This is a genomic window from Lactobacillus gigeriorum DSM 23908 = CRBIP 24.85, assembly GCF_000296855.1.
Taxonomy (GTDB): domain Bacteria; phylum Bacillota; class Bacilli; order Lactobacillales; family Lactobacillaceae; genus Lactobacillus; species Lactobacillus gigeriorum.
This window is the reverse complement of sequence record NZ_CAKC01000030.1, coordinates 1-18,150: the sequence shown is the minus strand read 5'-3', so window position 1 is coordinate 18,150 and position 18,150 is coordinate 1. Positions and strand designations below refer to the sequence as shown.

The following is an 18,150-nucleotide window of genomic DNA, read 5'->3' as shown; positions in this document are numbered from 1 at the left end:
TCAACCTACCTTTGAATAATTTCGCTGACCCCTTGCAAAAAAGTGGTCAATTCTTTAAATAATAATCTCTGCTTCATTTCTGTGGGCACGTCCAACATCACTACCAACTTATGTTGGGGATTTACATTGATTCGTGCTTTAAGACCAACATGTTCTAACGCTTTAAAAATATTAGGTCCTTCTAATTCACGACTCGCAGTCGTGGTGAAAACTACTTTCAGCTTATTCTGCAGTCGTGCCACTTGCTCTGCTTGCGCATAATCAGCTTCTAGTTTCAGTCCAGCTACTGCAATCAGATTTTCGATAGCTGCCGGATAATCACCGAAGCGATCGATCAATTCGTCCTCAATCTTACGCAGTTCTGCTTCACCTGTAACAGCTTTGATTCGTTTATAAAACTCAATCTTTTCTTCTTGATCAGCAATATATTCGTCAGGAATATAGGTCTCTAAGCCCAATTCCATTTCAGCATTAACTTGGCGCGTCATTTTCTTACCCTTGCGAGCTTTAATGGCATCACTAAGCATCTGTGAATATAAATCATAGCCAACGCTATCAATAAAGCCATGTTGCTGAGCACCTAACATATTACCAGCACCCCGAATTGAAAGATCGCGCATGGCAATCTTAAAACCCGATCCCAATTCAGTAAAATCACGAATAGCTGCTAGCCGCTTTTCGCCTACTTCAGTTAAGACTTTGTTTGGTCGATACAAGAAGTAAGCATAGGCCAAACGAGCACTACGTCCAATACGCCCACGCAATTGATACAGCTGACTTAAGCCATAATGATCGGCATCCTCAATAATCATTGTATTGACATTAGGCATATCGATTCCCGTTTCAATAATTGTCGTTGTCACCAAAATATCGAATTCGCGATTTAAAAAGCGATAAAGGATATCCTCAAGCTGATTCTGAGACATCTGTCCATGAGCACTAGCGATTTTAGCAGTTGGCAACAATTTATGCAAACGCTCAACAACTTCATCAATATCGCCAACTCGATTATGCAGGTAAAAAATCTGTCCATCACGTTGCATCTCGCGCAAACATGCATCCCTTATAACGCTCGGCGTCTCTTCCATAACATAGGTTTGAATCGGATACCGATTCTTCGGTGGCGTTTCCATCACCGATAAATCTCTTACCCCAACCATCGACATGTGCAAAGTTCTTGGAATTGGCGTTGCAGTTAAAGTCAAAACATCGATATTAGCTTTCAATTGCTTTAGCCGCTCTTTATGCTTAACGCCAAACCGTTGTTCCTCATCAATAATCAACAAGCCTAAATCCTTGAACTCGACATCCTGTGACAAAATGCGGTGGGTACCAACTACCATATCAATTTTGCCAGCCTTTAAGCCCGCAACGATTTTTTTAGCCTCACTGGTTGTCTGAAAACGGGATAACATCGCAATGTTAACAGGAAAATCATGGAAGCGATCTTGCATAGTTTCATAGTGTTGTTGAGCTAAAATCGTCGTTGGCACAAGAAAAGCTACTTGCTTACCAGCTTCGACTGCTTTAAATGCTGCTCGTAAAGCGACTTCCGTTTTACCAAAGCCAACATCACCAACCACTAATCGGTCCATTGGCTTAGCCTTTTCCATATCGGCTTTGATTTCTTTAACTGACCGCAATTGATCAGCAGTTTCAACGTAAGGAAAAGCTTCCTCAAACTGATGCTGCAATTCATCATCTGGACCAAAGGCAAAGCCTTGTTCAGCTTCGCGCTTAGCATAAAGTTCAATCAAATCGTCGGCAATGTCCTCGACTTTAGACTGTACCCGCCGTTTAACCTTAGTCCATTCGCTACCGCCTAATTTATTAATATGTGGAGTTTTACCTTCAGAACCAACATATTTCTGTACCATTCGCAAGTGATCGGCAGGAACGAATAGTTGGTCGCCATGTTGGTAAGTAATCGTAATATAGTCACGTTTAACACCATTATTCTCTAAAGTCTGGATCCCCTCAAAACGACCAATACCATGGTTAACGTGAACTACATAATCCCCAGGCTTTAATTCAGTGTAATTGCGCAAACGCTGAGCATTTTCGAGCGTTTTTACTCGTTGCCGGCGTTGTGGACGCTGATTGAACAATTCTCGTTCTGTTAAATAGACCAGCTTAACATTGGGCAGGACAAAGCCTTGATCAAAATTGCCTACTAATAGCTGAACCCGTTTTTCTAATAATTCCGTCTCAGTTACACGAATAGCATCAATATCGAATTCAGTCAAAGTATGACTAATTTGCTCAGCTCTTTTTGGACTATCAGCCTGCAAAATTACAGTCTGGCCTTGATTAAGATATGATTCAAGTTCAGCCTTTACCAATGGCATTTGGCTAAAAAATTGTTCTGGTTCGCGGGTATTCCAATTGTACATTTGACCTAGGCGAACCCGTCCCAAACTTCGCTGAAAAGCTGAATAGTAGATACAATGATGGGTATCCTTGCTCAGAGCAGTAGTAAAATCTTGACGTAAAGTCTGTCCTGGCAACATTGCACTAATTTTTTGCTCATCAAGAATAAAGGCTTGGTTTTGCTTATCAACATTTTCCACAGCTTGTCTGATCAATGGCAAATCATCAATCATTAACAGACCAGATGAAGCCAAATATGCTAATAAATCACTACTTTCAGGCAAAAGATAATCTACCAAAAAAGCATGATTATCAGGAATGGCTCCTGTAGTCAACAAGTCGATCGTAGCTGTAAAGTGCTGTTTAGCCTCTTTGACATTTTCAACCTTGGTGATTGCTTCCGTTAGCTGCTTAGCAGCTAGCTGCAATTGGTCTCGCTGATATACTCGATCAAGTGCTGGACCAATCGTAGCTTCATCAAGTACTGTTTGACTCAACTGACTTGCCAAATCGAATTCTTTGACTATATCGATTTTATCGCCAAAAAATTCAATTCGCAATGGATTTTCTCGATCGAGAGGATAAACATCTAAAATATCCCCGCGAATGGCAAACTCGCCTGGTCTAGCTACTAGAGCCTCCTTGCGATAGCCTAAACCTACTAGCCACTGATTTAATTCTTGGAGATCGTATTCCTTCTCACTTGTAAACTGCCGTCTAGTCTGAGCAAAAACTTCTGGCTTGGTCAGTTTATATTGCAACCCCTGAGGGGTAGTAATCACGATCCCTGCTTTACCACTAAGCAAGAAGTTCAAGCTTTGAATACGCGAACTCAATTCATCAGGAGAAGCAACGGCAGTTTGCGTTGCCAAAGTTGCATCAACGGGAAAAATGTGCACCATTGACTCACCCAATAAATTGCTCAAAGAGTTATACAGATTTTGCGCTTTATGTTCGTTTTCCTCTACTAAAATCAGCGGACACTGCTTTTGCTCAATTATCTCTTTTAACAGCAGACTAAAAGCACCGGCATTAGCGCCAGTGATTAGCGAGTTTTTATATTGAGTAGTTTGAGTAATAAAATTTGTTAGTTCTTGATCCTGTTGCAAAAAATCTGTTAGCTGCATTTTAGTTATACTTATTCATTAAATATTGACTATCGTGACCAGCAACGAAATCATCGATAATTTCGCAGCTAGTCGCAAACGCTTCATCCATCAAAGCCTGTTGTTCAGTCGTAAACGGGCTCAAAACCCATGAAACAACGCTGGTTTTTTCTGGATGACGAATTCCAATTTTTAAGCGATTAAACTTTTCCGTTCCAAGGTCACGGATAATACTCTTAATGCCATTATGACCACCAGACTTACCATTAGCTCTAATTCTGATCTTGCCGATCGGCATATCCATGTCATCATGAATTACCAATACATCTTGAGGTTCAACTTTGAAAAAATTGGCAACCTGTGCAATCGAGCGTCCTGATTCGTTCATAAAGGTTTGCGGTTCTAACAAAATAATATCTTCGCCAGCAACTTTAACTTTAGTCCATAGGCCCTCGAACTTATCCTTATCTAAGCTGAGTCCCTTCTTAGCTAAATAAGTATCGATGGCCATAAAGCCAGTATTATGTTTAGTTCGATCATACTTTTTTCCTGGATTACCTAACCCTGCAATTATTTTCATAAAAAATCTCCTCGTAATTAGCTCAATTTATCATAACACAAACTTCTAAAGATCATCGAAATCTAATTTGTGTTATACTTTTTTTAAATTTCAGATCTTGTTACAATATAGATGATTACTAGATCAATTTAATTTATATTTAATTTGTAAGTACATTATGCTATAATTACTTGAAATATTTTCTGCGATGGAGGTAAGCTTATGCTCATCAAATCATTAGTCCGCAAAAAGGACTATCTAACTACTGTTAATGAAAAAGCTACGCTTGAAGAAGCTCTGCAAATTCTTGAAGATTCCGGCTACCGTTGTGTGCCTATTCTCGATGATACTGGCACAATTTTCCGTGGCAACATTTACAAGATGCACATCTACCGTCATAAGTCACAAGGTGGCGACATGAGTCTTCCTGTAACTTACTTGCTTAAGAATGCTACCAAGACGATCAAGGTTAATTCACCATTTTTCAAAGTCTTCTTCAACATTAAGGACTTGCCTTACATTTCGGTTCTTGACGAAGACAACAAGTTCTACGGGATTTTAACGCACTCACGTTTGTTAGACATGCTTTCAGATGCTTGGAACATTAGAAACGGTTCTTACGTTTTGACAGTTTTATCAGATAACTCACGTGGTAACTTGGTAAAAATGTCCAAGACTATTTCCAAGTACACTAATATGGCAAGCGTAATGACTTTGGATGCAGCTGCCGGTGAATTGACTGGTGACTTTGTTCGTAGAACTCTCTTCACGCTTCCTGCAGGCGTTACTGAAGAAACTTTACGGACTGTTGTCGATCGCTTGCAAAAGAAAGGCTATGTGGTAGCCGAAATTGAAGACTTGCAAGCAGGTATTAACATTATGAGCGACGAAAATCCTGGCGTCTTCACTAACCGTGCTTCAGAAGAAGCTGAATAAAATAAAAACTCAAGCTGGTGATACCAAGTATATCATTCAGCTTGAGTTTTTTTATTTACGATAATATTCTCTTGGCAGACGATCACTTAACAAACATGCCACTTCATAGTGGATCGTGTCGACGTAATCGGCTGCTTTTTTTATACTGTTAGGTGCTGTCGGATCAGCAGAAATTAGTTCTACCTTAGTGCCAATTGGCATTTTTTCAGGCAATTCGACCATAAATTGATCCATACAAATTCGGCCTACGATTGGACAATAAACGTCCCCAACTTTAACCTTAAAGCCTTGGAATTTTCTAATCCAGCCATCAGCATAGCCAACAGGAACAGTACCAATGACAGTGTCTTGTTCAGCTACAAAAGTTGAACCATAGCCTACACCATCGCCCTGATGTATTGTCTTCACATGCGTCAACTCGCTTTCAAGCGATAGCGCTGGCTTAAGCGCAAAAGCAGGTTCTAAATCTGCACTTGCAGGATTAGATGAAGGATTAAGGCCATAGATGCCAATACCAAAGCGTACTAAATCGCTGTGGACCGCCTTATTGAAAATGCTTGCTGCAGTATTATCTACATGAATCCATTTTGGCTTTACCAGTAGCAATTGCTTCATATGTTCAAACTTAGCAACTTGACGTTGGAAGTAGCTGTCATCAGCACTATCAGCTGAAGCAAAATGAGCAAACATCCCTTCTATTTCAAAACTATGACTAGTTTGCAAGAATTTATTAGCTGCTACGAATTCCTCATCTTCACTAAAACCAATTCTTCCCATTCCAGAATCGATTCCTAAATGGATCTTTAATTTCAAATTGGTTTTTTTAAGTGCTTTTTCTGCCTCTTGAAACCATTCCAAATTAGGTACGGTTAAAGAGATATTGTTAGCTGCAGCAACTGGGGCATATTCTGGTGAAACCACACCTAGAACTAAAATTGGTTCAACTATATCAGCTCTGCGAAGTTCTAAACCTTCATCTAAAATTGCAACACAAAAGCCACTGGCCCCGGCTGCCAAAGCTGTTTTTGCTACAGGTACCGCCCCATGACCATAAGCATTAGCCTTAACTACGGCAAAAAGCTTTTGACCTGCTTGCAAATGAGCCACTTCATGTTCAATATTTTCTTGTATCGCTGCCAAGTTAACCTTAACCACAGCAGGACGATGTATTCCTGAAATCATTCAGTTTCCTCCAATACTACCAAGGTAATAATTTCATGGTTATCGTGAGTAATGCTAGGAAAAATCTTACCCGCAAATTTCGTCGACGTCATTACTGGATGACCCAAATCATCCCAAAGCGTCTCTACATCCTGAAAACCAATTTCTTTGCCAAGACCGGTTCCCATAGCTTTTGAGAAAGACTCTTTTAGCGAAAACCTGCCACCCAAATATTCGACTTTACGCTTGCCAGTCATCTTTTCGTACTGTGCGAATTCTGCTGGCGTTAAAACTCTTTTTGCAAATCTATCCCCACGGGCAACAATCTTCTCAACGCGCTCTACTTCGATTGCGTCGATGCCTACGCCTTTAATCATCTTTTTCACCTCACTGTATGCATTATAGTACAAAAAAAGGACTGTAAAACTTACAATCCTTCAACTTAACTAAAATTTTGCTCACTTTTACTTTTTCTTAATTACAAAGTCATGACCATTGGCTCTGCCACGGCGTGCACGACGATGATCTGAATGGCGATCATTGCGATCTCTACGATCATGGTGGCCTCCACGATAGCGACGATTACCGTTATTATTACCACGGTGTCCACCTCTACCGTTACCCTTATATGGCAATGGCTTTTCAGGTGTGATCTTAACCTTAACATCGCTGGCATCTTTAGATAAATTCTTCAAAAATGCAGCTACAAGATCAACTGCTGAGTAGCTTTCAAGCATCGCATTAGCTTCATCTTCGTACTTCGTTAAATCATCATTCAACAAGTCCTCGATTTGGGCTTTAGCAACCTTCAATTGACCATGCAATGCTTGATCATCTGTTGGCGGACGAAGTGGCGACATCTTCTTTTTAGTCAACTGCTCAATGGTCCGCATGTAGCCAATTTCGTTTGGCGTAACAAAAGTAACTGAGATACCATTTTGACCGGCACGACCGGTACGACCAATCCGGTGAACATAAGAGTCTGGATCTTGTGGAATGTCATAGTTATATACATGAGTAACGCCAGAAATATCCAAACCACGAGCCGCAACGTCAGTAGCTACTAAAATATCCAATTTGCCATCTCTGAAACGCTTCAAGACCGACATTCTTCTTGCTTGTGACAAGTCACCATGAATACCAGCCGCATTGTAGCCACGAGCTTGCAAGCCGTGAGTCAATTCATCAACTCGGCGCTTAGTTCTACCAAAAACTACTGCCAAATCTGGACCTTGAACATCGATCAACCGACACATAATATCAAATTTTTCAGCTTCCTTAGCACGAACAAAGTATTGATCGATTAAATCAGCCGTCAATTCTTTAGCCTTGATGCGCACCACTTCAGGGTGATCCATAAATTTTTCACCAATACGTAAAATTGGCTTAGGCATAGTTGCACTAAAAAGCAAAGTGTGTTGACGATTTTTAGCATATTCAAAGATGCTTTCAATGTCTTGAATAAAACCCATATCAAGCATTTCGTCAGCTTCATCTAAAACCACAGTTCTAACTTGACTAAGATCGATCGTCTTGCGCTTCAAGTGATCCAATAAGCGTCCTGGAGTCCCAACCAAAATTGCTGGCGTAGTGTGCTTTAAAGATTTAATTTGACGACCAATATCGGCTCCACCGTAAACCACTTGAACATGTGCATGTTCATCTCGTCCCAACCGGAAAAGTTCTTCTTGCGTTTGAATTGCCAATTCACGAGTTGGTTCAACCACGATTGCTTGAATTGCCTTAGCGTGCTTTTCAAGTTGTTGTAAAATCGGCAAACCAAAAGCTGCAGTTTTACCAGTACCAGTTTGTGCTTGTCCAATTACATCTTTACCTGCCAAAGCTAAAGGAATCGTTTCTGCTTGAATGGGCGTAGCTTCTTCAAAACCAGACCGCTTGATTGCCTTTAATAGTGCTTCGTTTAAACCTAATTCAGAAAATTTCACTAAATTTTTCCCCTATCTAAGCCGTTCAACAACTTTTTCTAAGTGCATTCCATGGGAACCCTTGAGCACTACAATGTCATTCGGCTTAATCTCATTCTTCAAATCGTTAATCATTAATTCCATATGATCTTGGTCATAATAGTGAAGATGTTGGCTGTCATACTTCTTTTGCAATGCATCAGCCAAATATTTCATCTCGTTACCATAGAGGTAAACCTCATTGATCACTTGTGGATCTAGGCTATCTGCTAACCCTGCATGTAAGCTGGCAGAAGCTTCACCAAGTTCGAGCATATCACCCAAAACTGCAATTCTCTTGCCATCTTCAGGCATTTCAATTTGACCAAAACTAGTCAAAACAGCTCTAACCGCAGTTGGATTGGAATTGTACACATCACTCATGATGTCTTCACCAACATCGCCTTTTTCCCATTCCATACGGTTGGCAGTTGGCGTAAAGTTAGCAAGTGAGGCTGCAATTTCTTCATCGCTTTCGCCAAAATGTCGGCCAACACTTAAAGCAGCCATTGCATTAGAAACATTGTGTTTACCGATCATTGGAATGGTGAATTTTTGATCGGAATTGTTAACCGTAAAGGTTGCATGATGCTTATAACTTCTAAAGTCAGTTGCATACACTGTATCATTGTTTCTAAAGCCAAAAGTAGCCTTGCTTTGCGTTAAATTCTTTGCTCTTTCAGCAAGTAATGGTTCATCGCCATTGTAAATAAATTCCCCATCTTCACGTAAGAAATCAGTAATTTCCATTTTGGCGTCAGCAATCTTATCACGGGTTCCAAAGAATTCGATATGAGCTTCGCCAATCATCGTTATGACAGTTACATCTGGGTGAGTCATTTCACTTAAGTGGTGCAATTGACCTGGACGATCCATACCCATTTCCAAAACTAAGATTTCAGTTGTTGGCTTCATCTCCAAGATTGTCATTGGTACGCCAATTTCATTGTTAAAGTTTGCTTGCGTCTTATGAACATTAAACCGCTTAGCCAACACAGCAGCTACCATATCCTTAGTGGTAGTCTTACCATTAGACCCGGTAATTCCAACAATACTTGGATTGACCTTACGCAAATAATGACGAGCTAAATCTTGCATTGCAGTCAAAGGATCATCGACTTCTAATACCGCAATATTAGTTGGCTTGTTAGGATGACCTTTTTTCCATAAAGTAGCGATGCAGCCATTGTTAATCGCGCTAGCAACAAAATCATGACCATCACGTTCACCTTCAAGCGGAACGAATAAACCACCATCAGTAATCTTTCTAGAGTCGAAAGCTACTGAAGTAACAATAAGTTGATCATTGCCTTCACATTCAATCCCTAAAGCTTTGGCAATTTCTGCCAGTTGCATTTTCATTACTATAAACTCCCATAATCAAAAATCATACAGCACTCATTATACGTTCTTTCAGCTCGTCTGCCAAATAAAGCTGACAGAAAAAAAGCAGTCCCCAATGGGACTGCTTCCACCAGATTGGTATTACTTTTTCAAACCATACTTCTTGTTGAACTTTTCGATTCGACCATCTGCAGCAGCAAACTTTTGCTTACCAGTGTAGAATGGGTGTGAATCTGAAGAAATTTCAACACGAATCAATGGGTAAGTGTTACCTTCGTAATCTACAGTTTCCTTTGAACTTAAAGTTGAACCAGCTAAAAACTTAGCGCCAGTTGCTGAGTCCATGAAAACAACTTTGTGAAAATCTGGATGAATACCTTGTTTCATAATTTTTTCTCCTTTTGCCATAGTCATCTTTCAGACCATAGATTAATCGATTAACGTGTAATAGGATACCATCTTCAAGGAGAAAATTCAATAGTAAAATCTTATTTTACAACGACCGCAAAAGCTTCATATGGTTTAAGCGTTAAAGCTGATAGCTTGGTTGGAGCTTCATAATTGTAAACTAGAGTTTTGGCAATTTTATCGGTCAAGGATAGCTTTTGTTCTTGTTCGGAGAAATTGGCAACTACTAGCCATTTTTCATCACCAAGTACACGGTAATATGCCAAAATTTCATCTTGCGTTGGGATTAATTCAAAATCGCCATCAACTACAATAACATGTTCATGACGCAATTTAACTAACGTTTGATAAGTGTAGAAAATTGAATTTGGATCAGCCAATGCTTGATCAACATTAATTTCTACATGGTTAGGATTGACGTGAAGCCAAGGCGTACCAGTCGTAAACCCTGCTTCTTTGCCGGCGGTCCATTGCATTGGCGTTCTGGCATTGTCGCGTCCTTTAGTGTTGATCGCCTTGATCAATTCCTTAGGATCATAGCCTTCTGCCACACGTTCATGATACATATTTACGCTTTCGATATCAGATACCTCGCTGATATCTTTAACCGGATAATTAGTCATGCCGATTTCTTCGCCATTGTAGATGTATGGCGTCCCATGCATCAAATGTAAGGCAATCGCAAACATTTTAGCTGATTGTACGCGATATTCCTTGTCATTTCCCCAGCGCGAAATTACCCGTGGAATATCATGGTTTTCCCAGAAAATACTATTCCATGCATGGTTAAAATCAAGCTCCGTTTGCCATTTAACTAAAACCTGCTTTAATTCTCCTAAATCTAGCTTGCGCAGATCCCATTTTGCTTTTCCAGGCTGTTGATCTAAGCCTTGATTTTCAAATTGGAATACCATTGATAATTCATCCCGATCAGGATCTGAATATTCCTTTGCGATTGGAATGGTCGCACCCCAAGTTTCGCCGACAGTCATCAAATCCTTGCCACCAAAGGTTGCATGATTCATTTCTTGCAAGTAAGGGTGAAGCATTGGTCCATTGGCAGTAATTCCTTTGTCCGGTTCTTTACCGATTAATTCAATGACGTCCATTCTGAAACCACCAATTCCTTTGTCGATCCAGAAATTCATCATGTCATAAACTTTTTGACGCAATTCTGGATTTTCCCAGTTAAGGTCTGGTTGAGCATCAGCGAACAAGTGCAAGTAGTATTGACCTGTTGTTTCGTCATATTTCCAAGCTGAACCAGAAAAAGCTGATTTCAAGTCATTTGGTTCATGGCCATCAACGGGATTACGCCAAACATAGTAATCGCGATAAGGATTGTCTTTGCTCTTTTTAGCCTCAATAAACCATTGATGTTGATCTGAAGTATGGTTGACTACGAGATCCATCACAATTCTAATATGGTGCTTTTTAGCTTCTGCAATTAATTCTTCCATATCAGCCATCGTTCCGTATTGCGGATCAATGGCCTCATAATCAGAAATATCGTAACCGTTGTCTACACCGGGCGATTGATAGACTGGTGAGAGCCAAATAGCATCAATGCCCAATTTTTCTAAATAATCGAGTCTTGAAGTAATTCCCTTTAAATCCCCGATTCCATCACCATTACTGTCTTGGAATGATCTAGGATAAACTTGATAAACAACCGCTTTCTTCCACCAAGGAGTCATAAGTAAAAAACCTCCGTATCATCAAATAACATTATCTATATTATTGAGCTTATGGAAACGCTTTACAAGAATAAATAAAATGTTATCGCTAACAAAAAGCAAGGCTAGCTATAGGCCAGTCTTGCCTTGGTAAACCTGGCACGGTGGTATAATAGAGAGAAAAGTTATAATAAGTATTTTGCTATTGCATCTACTACAATGATGCCACCGCTAATTAATAATTCCTGTCAAAATTTTTACTATCTTATGTTTCATGTTAGGAGGCCTCCCTTTTATGACATACTATGATTACGGACTCAGATTCAAATATCTACGTAAACAACGCAATATCAGTCTTAAAACAGCAGCTCAAGTAATTAACACCTCTAGACAAGGACTAGGAAATTGGGAAAATGGCAAGGGGAATTTAGGCTTTGAAGAAGTAATTCAATTACTCAAATATCTGGAAATTAATCCAACTGAATTTATCGATTCTTCCCTTAAATTCTATGATTTAACATCCGACATAAAGTTTGCTTACATCGATAATGACACGGAATACTTAAAAGCTTATGCAACTAATACTTTAATCCGCGCACATAATCATCTGACCGATAAAGATCTTTTTCTTAAAGGAATAATTGCTTGTAATTTCTATTATGAACTAACTCAAAAAGATATTTCGTCTAAGCAAGATAAAGATCGACTTCGGTCTTTTTTCAGCAATATTGATTCTGGCGATCGCAATTGGACTATGAAAGACGTTTATGTTTTCGGCAATACTCAACATATGATGTCTTCAAGTGAAATTTATAGTCTTTCCTACTCTTTAATTTTTGATGGTCTTAAACATGAATACGAATCTAAAGAGTGGAAGGTAGCTATTATAAGCTCACTTTTGAATGCAAATTTTATATTAATCAACACAGATCTTAAAAAAGCAGAATCCCTTTATAAATTGTTTGATAGGAATAAAGACAAGTTTAGCGATCTATATGCAAACGAAAAAATCCGTCTTGCTTTCATTAGAGGGTTTATTACCTATTCCAAAGATCCCAATAAGCAAAATAGACGAAAAATCGAAGAATTGCTTGAAAGTCTTAAACTCTTTAACTTATTCGACTTAGAAGAGGGATTAAGATTTACACTAGGACAAATAGACAATCATCTGGGATTATATGATTATCATAGTTAAATCTTGTCCTGCTTTCGAATTATGCCAATATATTAGCATAATTATTTTCACATATGTAAGCGATTGTAAAATGTAGGTAGATAAAGCAAGTAGCTTTATTAAGTGATGATAGTTTAAAACCTAATCATGTTAAAATTCGTTTGGTCGGTAGGAGACTTTGCTTGATTTGCTTTTGTCATTGTTAGAATTCATGACAGGAGGCAAAATCATGAAATTCAGTAAATCTATAGCATATTCCGTTACTTTTATGACTCTTTTAAGTTGTTCTGGATCTATTATATCTGGTAAAGTTATGGCTGATGAAATACATTCATCTGAGGTTACTCAAATAACTAAAACAAATCAAGGATGGTCAGAACATAAAATCGAGTTACTAGTTGATCAGCTTCAAGAAAATTATTCAGATTTAGGACGTTCCTATCTAAAGAAAATGGTCGTAGCTCAATTGAATGGTGATTATAAAATTCCACTGCAAGAGAATGCTACTAGCACCTCTCCATTTGTAAGTTTCGCTGTTCAAGGAGGCTGGAAAGGGATTACTGTGTCGCAAATGGGAGCAGCAATCGATACAGCGATTTCAATTGCTTTGGGTGGAATTGCCACTGCTGGTATTAAAGCTGCATTAAGTTCAATGTCTAAATCAGCAGCTAAAAACGTAATAAAAACGGCTGTAATAAAGGTTTTAGGAAGTAGTGTTCCCGCAGCTACAATAGAATACGCACTGAATTATGCTAGTCCAGGCTATCAAATTGCAAAATATTGGGATGAACACGATGCATATCCTAATAACGGTAGAATAAACTTTTAGGAAGTGACTGAATATGAAAAAAAGTAATTTCATATTTAAAGATTTGATCTTTTTCGATCTTACTAATTGGAACACTCATTCTCACATGGATAAATAGCAAATCCTTATCCTTTTGGCTCAAAGGTTTTCCTATCTACATCGGTAGTTTTATTGGTTATTTGCTCTCAGAGCATTTGCCAAAAGGCGCTTTAAAAATTTTTCTAGTAATTTGCGTTATTATCCTTGCCATCGCTTTTAGTATCTTGCTTTACTTGCACTAAGGTAAATGAATCTTATCTACAATTTTTATCAGATATACTAAACAAAAATAATATTTTGTGATTTTTATCAGTTATATCGAATAAAAATTTTGAAACAAAAAACAGCAGATGAATCGAATCTATCTGCTGTTTTCGCTATCCTGTTTAAGTTGATCTACCGAGGCACTTCTTACACCCCAATAATAAAAAACTAAACTAACTACAATTATTAAAACAAAGTCCCATGGGTATTGAATCCAATCTTGACCCCCAAAACCAGTGCTACCAACATAGGAAATCGCCGACAAGAAAATCAAATAAACCAAAAGCCACATTGCTTGATATATATGCTTCTTCATCTGTCCCTCTTGAAGCTTGAATTCATAATACAAGTAAACTGGCAAGCCCAATACAATAACCAAAATGACTTCAATTGTCGTTGGCCACATTGACCAATAAATTGCCAAACTTGTTAATACGAAGGCTAATGGTGCTAACCAATTCATATAGTTTGGTGCAAATGGACGCTTAAGTTCAGGTGCAAGCCTTCTCAAAGCAGCAACAGTCACTGGTCCTGTCAAATAAGCAATCAAAGTTGCTGTCGCAATAACGGTTGCCAAAAGGTTCCAATTTCTAAATACACTAATCAAAATCATAGCCAAAGCCAAATCAAAAATCATCGCATATCTTGGCGTTAAATATGTTCGGTTGAGCTTACCTAGCCATTTAGGCAAATGTTTAGTATAAGTCATAGCAGCTAAAGCTCTAGAAGCTGTAGCTACAAAGGCTACTCCAGTGCCAAATGGCGAAACAAAAGCATCGAGATATAGTAAAACTACTAGCCAATTTAAGCCTAATAAAAGTGCCAAATCCGCAAATGGCGAGGTGAAATCTACTCCATGCCAACCAGTTTTAGCTAAAATCTGTGGCTCAACTGCTCCAATAAAAGTAACTTGTAAGAGAATATAGATTACAGCCGTAATTAACATTGAAATTAACACGCCACGAACGATGTTTTTGCGGGGATTTTCTAATTCTCCACCCATATTGATAACAGTCTGAAAAGCATCATAAGACATAATAATACCGGAAATTGAAGTTGCCTCAAAAATTGCTCTTGAACCATAAGGCATAAATTCATGTAAGTTATGGCCAAAATTGCTTGGATGAAAACCGCTCATTAACAAAGTAATAATCGTTAATGTGGGCAATAGAATCTTAAATACTGAGATCAAGTTAGTAAATCTTGTCATGATCCTAATTGACCAAAAATTAATCAAAGTAAAGATAATCATAAAGAACAGAACAATTCCAAGGCCAGCTGTGGTGATGTCGCCTTTAGCCATAAAATGTTTTGTCCAATTAGCCCAGCTCCATGGCCAAGTCGACATATATTGAACTGCTGCTACAGCCTCCATTGGTACTAGCGTTACCAAAGAAATCCAGTTAGCCCAAGCAGCAATAAAACCAAGCAAAGGTCCGTGACTATATTGAGCATAACGACTCATCCCGCCACTTTCAGGAAACATGGTGCCCAATTCAATATAGTTGATTGCAATTGCAATAATTATTACGGCACCAAGTATCCAAGAAATAATGGCAGCAGGTCCTGCAATCTTAGCAGCAGAGCCAGAGCCAAAGAGCCATCCTGAACCAATTAATGAATTTAAAGCCAGCATTATGGCTGAAAACAAGCTAATTTTATGTGTTATAGTTCTATCCATTGTTACTCATTTCTATCTAGGTTTATTAACTTATTAATTCTAGACAAGTTTGTCGACTTTGTCATCTTATAATTATATAATTATCTTAGAAATGTACCGTTTTAGAAAGTCGGTGAGCTTACATGGAAATCGATAAAAAGGGAATCCTGCTTGTTTTATTGATCTATCTAATTGTGGGAATAATTGCCTTTCTGTTAATTTATTTTGGCTATTCAAGAATTGGGCTATTGTGCCCGGTCATTGCTCCAGTTATTTCCTACTTTGCTTATCAACATCGGCAACATAAAAGAATAGAAAATTCACGCTAACACAAAAAAGCCCTTAGTTTTCAACATACTAAGAGCTTTTTAGTTAGGATAATAACTAATAAATTATTCCCATTCAATGGTTGCAGGTGGCTTACTGGTTACGTCGTAAACCACTCTATTAACGTGATCACATTCATCGATAATTCTAGTTGAGATCTTACTCAACACATCCCATGGAATATGAGCAAAATCAGCAGTCATCCCATCAATCGAAGTTACGGCACGAATACCAATTGTGTAGTCGTAAGTCCGGCCGTCTCCCATAACTCCAACTGATCTGATACCTGGTAAAACCGTAAAGTATTGCCAAATATCTTCTTGTAAGCCAGCCTTCTTGATTTCATCACGCAAAATTGCATCTGATTCGCGAACGATCTTCAACTTATCTTCAGTTACTTCGCCAATTACCCGAATTCCCAAACCAGGACCAGGGAATGGTTGACGCCAAACTAAATCGTGAGGGATACCAAGCTTTTCACCCAAGACACGAACTTCATCCTTAAACAACTTACGCAACGGTTCGATCAACTTGAAGTGCATGTCTTCTGGCAAACCACCAACGTTATGGTGTGACTTGATTGTTTGGGCAGTATTAGTACCACTTTCGATGACATCAGTATAAAGGGTACCTTGAGCTAAAAAGTCAACATCTTGTAGCTTTTGTGCTTCTTCGTTAAAGACTTCAATAAATTCACGGCCAATAATCTTCCGCTTCTTTTCTGGTTCAGTAACGCCCTTAAGCTTATTTAAGAAGCGTTTTTGCGCATTAACGCGAATAATATTAACGCCCAAATCCTTGTTCAAAGCTTGCATTACTTGATCGCCTTCGTCTTTACGAAGCATTCCGTGGTCAACAAAAATCGCAGTCAATTGATCGCCAATTGCCTTGTGCAACAAAGTAGCAGTAACACTAGAATCTACTCCACCAGAAAGTCCTAAAATAACTTTCTTGTCGCCAACTTCAGCTTTAATTTCCGCTACCTGCATTTCAATGAAGTCGTCCATGGTCCAATTGGCCTTGGCACCACAAATATTAAAGGCAAAATTCTTCAAAATATCCAAACCGTATTGGCTGTTGCGGACTTCTGTATGGAATTGAACTCCATACAATCTCTTAGCATCATTAGCAATGGCAGAAATTGGGCAGTTTGCACTTGAAGCACTTACGGTAAAGCCTTCAGGAGCCTTAGTTACCAAATCGCCGTGGCTCATCCATACATATTGTTCTTTTGGCAAACCTGCAAACAGCTTAGCTTCAGGATCAGTTACTTCGATATCAGCCCGACCATATTCTGAATTATCGGCGCTTTCAACCTTACCATTCAAGTCGTAAGCCATTAATTGCATCCCATAACAAATTCCCAAGATAGGAATACCCAATTCGAAAATCTTAGGATCAACCCGCAAAGCGCCTTCTTCATATACGCTGTTAGGACCACCCGAGAAAATAATTCCCTTTGGCTGCATTGCTTTGATCTTGTCTAAGCTTAAGTCATGAGGCAATAGTTCTGAATAAATTCCGAAATCACGCAAACGACGAGTAATCAATTGATTGTATTGACTACCGAAGTCCAGCACGATAATCTTATCAAAGTCGTCTAGCTTCTTATTCACGATTTTTCTCCTTCTCGCACACTCGTTTCTCATTTACTTTACTAAGAAAAAATCTTTAGGTCAACTAGAAACTTTTTGATTTCGCGAACGTTTTCATAAAAATCGCCTCTTGAGTTCGGCTATTATTTTTGCTATGATACAATCAATCAAATAAATATCTATATATCGTTGTAATATGGTCAACAGTCTCTACCCAGAACCGTTAATTCTGGACTATAGGTAATTTTGTCAATATGTGGTTAAACATAGGGCACTTTTACGCTATTTTCCGTGGGGTAGAAGGGCTCTATTTTTGTTTTGGAGGATTTTTGTGAAATTACTAGAAGATCGGATCAGACGCGATGGGGAAGTCTTGGACGGAGATGTCTTAAAGATCAATTCTTTCTTGAACCATCAAGTGGATCCCGAATTGATGATGGCAATCGGCGAAGAATTTGCTCGCCACTTCGCTGATAGTGGCGTTACCAAAGTCTTAACCTGTGAAGCTTCAGGTATTGCTCCTGGAGTCATGGTTGCTTACCAACTGCACGTGCCTATGGTTTTCGCTCGCAAGAAAAAGCCATCAACTTTAAACGATGCTGTCTACTGGGCAGATGTCTTTTCTTACACGAAGAAGGTTAACAACAAGATTTGTGTTGAAGAAAAGTTTCTCGATCCTAAAGACAAGATCTTAATCATTGATGACTTCATTGCTCATGGCGAAGCCGTTAAAGGAATGGTACACATTGCTGAGGAAGC

Annotated in this window: 15 protein-coding genes and 1 riboswitch; of the genes, 5 read left to right on the top strand and 10 right to left on the bottom strand. The window is 38.9% G+C overall.

The window, feature by feature from the left end:
* Nucleotides 1-5: 5 nt before the first annotated feature.
* Nucleotides 6-3,497: a transcription-repair coupling factor gene (gene mfd, locus BN52_RS02625; RefSeq protein WP_008472616.1), complete on the bottom strand. Its 3,492-nt coding sequence runs from the start codon at nucleotides 3,495-3,497 to the stop codon at nucleotides 6-8.
* Between the two features lies 1 nt (nucleotide 3,498).
* Nucleotides 3,499-4,056 carry an aminoacyl-tRNA hydrolase gene (gene pth, locus BN52_RS02620; protein ID WP_008472615.1) on the bottom strand — a complete coding sequence of 186 codons (558 nt, stop codon included), beginning with the start codon at nucleotides 4,054-4,056 and terminating at the stop codon, nucleotides 3,499-3,501.
* 201 nt (nucleotides 4,057-4,257) lie between these two features.
* Between pth and cbpA the strand changes: the two genes are divergently transcribed.
* Complete coding sequence (gene cbpA, locus BN52_RS02615) at nucleotides 4,258-4,971, top strand: cyclic di-AMP binding protein CbpA (RefSeq protein ID WP_008472614.1); 714 nt, start codon at nucleotides 4,258-4,260, stop codon at nucleotides 4,969-4,971.
* A gap of 51 nt (nucleotides 4,972-5,022) precedes the next feature.
* On the opposite strand, the gene alr is transcribed toward cbpA, so the two are convergent.
* From alr to BN52_RS02585, 6 genes are all read right to left on the bottom strand, one after another.
* Nucleotides 5,023-6,153, bottom strand: coding sequence for an alanine racemase (alr, locus tag BN52_RS02610; RefSeq protein WP_008472613.1), 1,131 nt, complete (start codon nucleotides 6,151-6,153; stop codon nucleotides 5,023-5,025).
* Complete coding sequence (gene acpS, locus BN52_RS02605; protein ID WP_008472612.1) at nucleotides 6,150-6,509, bottom strand: holo-ACP synthase; 360 nt, start codon at nucleotides 6,507-6,509, stop codon at nucleotides 6,150-6,152. Before acpS ends, alr begins: the two co-directional genes overlap by 4 nt.
* 87 nt (nucleotides 6,510-6,596) lie before the next feature.
* Complete coding sequence (cshA, locus tag BN52_RS02600) at nucleotides 6,597-8,078, bottom strand: degradosome RNA helicase CshA (RefSeq protein ID WP_008472611.1); 1,482 nt, start codon at nucleotides 8,076-8,078, stop codon at nucleotides 6,597-6,599.
* 12 nt (nucleotides 8,079-8,090) lie between these two features.
* Nucleotides 8,091-9,458 carry a UDP-N-acetylmuramoyl-tripeptide--D-alanyl-D-alanine ligase gene (locus BN52_RS02595; RefSeq protein WP_008472610.1) on the bottom strand — a complete coding sequence of 456 codons (1,368 nt, stop codon included), beginning with the start codon at nucleotides 9,456-9,458 and terminating at the stop codon, nucleotides 8,091-8,093.
* A 123-nt stretch (nucleotides 9,459-9,581) separates the two neighbouring features.
* The gene (locus tag BN52_RS02590) at nucleotides 9,582-9,827 is read right to left on the bottom strand and encodes a type B 50S ribosomal protein L31 (RefSeq protein ID WP_008472608.1); all 246 of its coding nucleotides are present in this window, start codon (nucleotides 9,825-9,827) and stop codon (nucleotides 9,582-9,584) included.
* A gap of 101 nt (nucleotides 9,828-9,928) precedes the next feature.
* Nucleotides 9,929-11,545 (bottom strand): glycoside hydrolase family 13 protein, encoded by a 1,617-nt coding sequence (locus BN52_RS02585; protein ID WP_008472606.1) that lies wholly within the window; start codon nucleotides 11,543-11,545, stop codon nucleotides 9,929-9,931.
* A gap of 274 nt (nucleotides 11,546-11,819) precedes the next feature.
* Here BN52_RS02585 and BN52_RS02580 point away from each other — a divergent pair, with 274 nt between their 5' ends.
* Nucleotides 11,820-12,719, top strand: coding sequence for an Rgg/GadR/MutR family transcriptional regulator (locus BN52_RS02580; RefSeq protein ID WP_008472605.1), 900 nt, complete (start codon nucleotides 11,820-11,822; stop codon nucleotides 12,717-12,719).
* A gap of 208 nt (nucleotides 12,720-12,927) precedes the next feature.
* Nucleotides 12,928-13,527: a hypothetical protein gene (locus BN52_RS02575; protein WP_008472604.1), complete on the top strand. Its 600-nt coding sequence runs from the start codon at nucleotides 12,928-12,930 to the stop codon at nucleotides 13,525-13,527.
* 379 nt (nucleotides 13,528-13,906) lie between these two features.
* On the opposite strand, the gene BN52_RS02570 is transcribed toward BN52_RS02575, so the two are convergent.
* Nucleotides 13,907-15,490: an APC family permease gene (locus tag BN52_RS02570; RefSeq protein ID WP_008472603.1), complete on the bottom strand. Its 1,584-nt coding sequence runs from the start codon at nucleotides 15,488-15,490 to the stop codon at nucleotides 13,907-13,909.
* 122 nt (nucleotides 15,491-15,612) lie between these two features.
* On the opposite strand from BN52_RS02570, the gene BN52_RS10065 reads away from it, so the two are divergent.
* Nucleotides 15,613-15,798 (top strand): hypothetical protein, encoded by a 186-nt coding sequence (locus tag BN52_RS10065; protein WP_008472602.1) that lies wholly within the window; start codon nucleotides 15,613-15,615, stop codon nucleotides 15,796-15,798.
* Nucleotides 15,799-15,861: 63 nt separating this feature from the next.
* On the opposite strand, the gene guaA is transcribed toward BN52_RS10065, so the two are convergent.
* Nucleotides 15,862-17,445 carry a glutamine-hydrolyzing GMP synthase gene (gene guaA / locus BN52_RS02565; RefSeq protein WP_236698443.1) on the bottom strand — a complete coding sequence of 528 codons (1,584 nt, stop codon included), beginning with the start codon at nucleotides 17,443-17,445 and terminating at the stop codon, nucleotides 15,862-15,864.
* 105 nt (nucleotides 17,446-17,550) lie between these two features.
* A riboswitch (purine riboswitch) is annotated at nucleotides 17,551-17,648 on the top strand.
* Between the two features lie 74 nt (nucleotides 17,649-17,722).
* Here guaA and BN52_RS02560 point away from each other — a divergent pair.
* On the top strand, nucleotides 17,723-18,150 hold a 428-nt coding region (locus BN52_RS02560), incomplete at its 3' end, for a xanthine phosphoribosyltransferase (protein WP_040473330.1).

Bases quoted from the DNA above. Each gene is read 5' to 3' on its own strand.
- pth (WP_008472615.1), bottom strand. From the start codon at position 4,056: ATGAAAATAATTGCAGGGTTAGGTAATCCAGGAAAAAAGTATGATCGA.
- BN52_RS02590 (WP_008472608.1), bottom strand. From the start codon at position 9,827: ATGAAACAAGGTATTCATCCAGATTTTCACAAAGTTGTTTTCATGGAC.
- BN52_RS02575 (WP_008472604.1), top strand. From the start codon at position 12,928: ATGAAATTCAGTAAATCTATAGCATATTCCGTTACTTTTATGACTCTT.
- BN52_RS02585 (WP_008472606.1), bottom strand. From the start codon at position 11,545: ATGACTCCTTGGTGGAAGAAAGCGGTTGTTTATCAAGTTTATCCTAGA.
- mfd (WP_008472616.1), bottom strand. From the start codon at position 3,497: ATGCAGCTAACAGATTTTTTGCAACAGGATCAAGAACTAACAAATTTT.
- guaA (WP_236698443.1), bottom strand. From the start codon at position 17,445: ATGAGAAACGAGTGTGCGAGAAGGAGAAAAATCGTGAATAAGAAGCTA.
- BN52_RS10065 (WP_008472602.1), top strand. From the start codon at position 15,613: ATGGAAATCGATAAAAAGGGAATCCTGCTTGTTTTATTGATCTATCTA.
- cbpA (WP_008472614.1), top strand. From the start codon at position 4,258: ATGCTCATCAAATCATTAGTCCGCAAAAAGGACTATCTAACTACTGTT.
- BN52_RS02580 (WP_008472605.1), top strand. From the start codon at position 11,820: ATGACATACTATGATTACGGACTCAGATTCAAATATCTACGTAAACAA.
- acpS (WP_008472612.1), bottom strand. From the start codon at position 6,509: ATGATTAAAGGCGTAGGCATCGACGCAATCGAAGTAGAGCGCGTTGAG.
- BN52_RS02570 (WP_008472603.1), bottom strand. From the start codon at position 15,490: ATGGATAGAACTATAACACATAAAATTAGCTTGTTTTCAGCCATAATG.
- BN52_RS02595 (WP_008472610.1), bottom strand. From the start codon at position 9,458: ATGAAAATGCAACTGGCAGAAATTGCCAAAGCTTTAGGGATTGAATGT.
- alr (WP_008472613.1), bottom strand. From the start codon at position 6,153: ATGATTTCAGGAATACATCGTCCTGCTGTGGTTAAGGTTAACTTGGCA.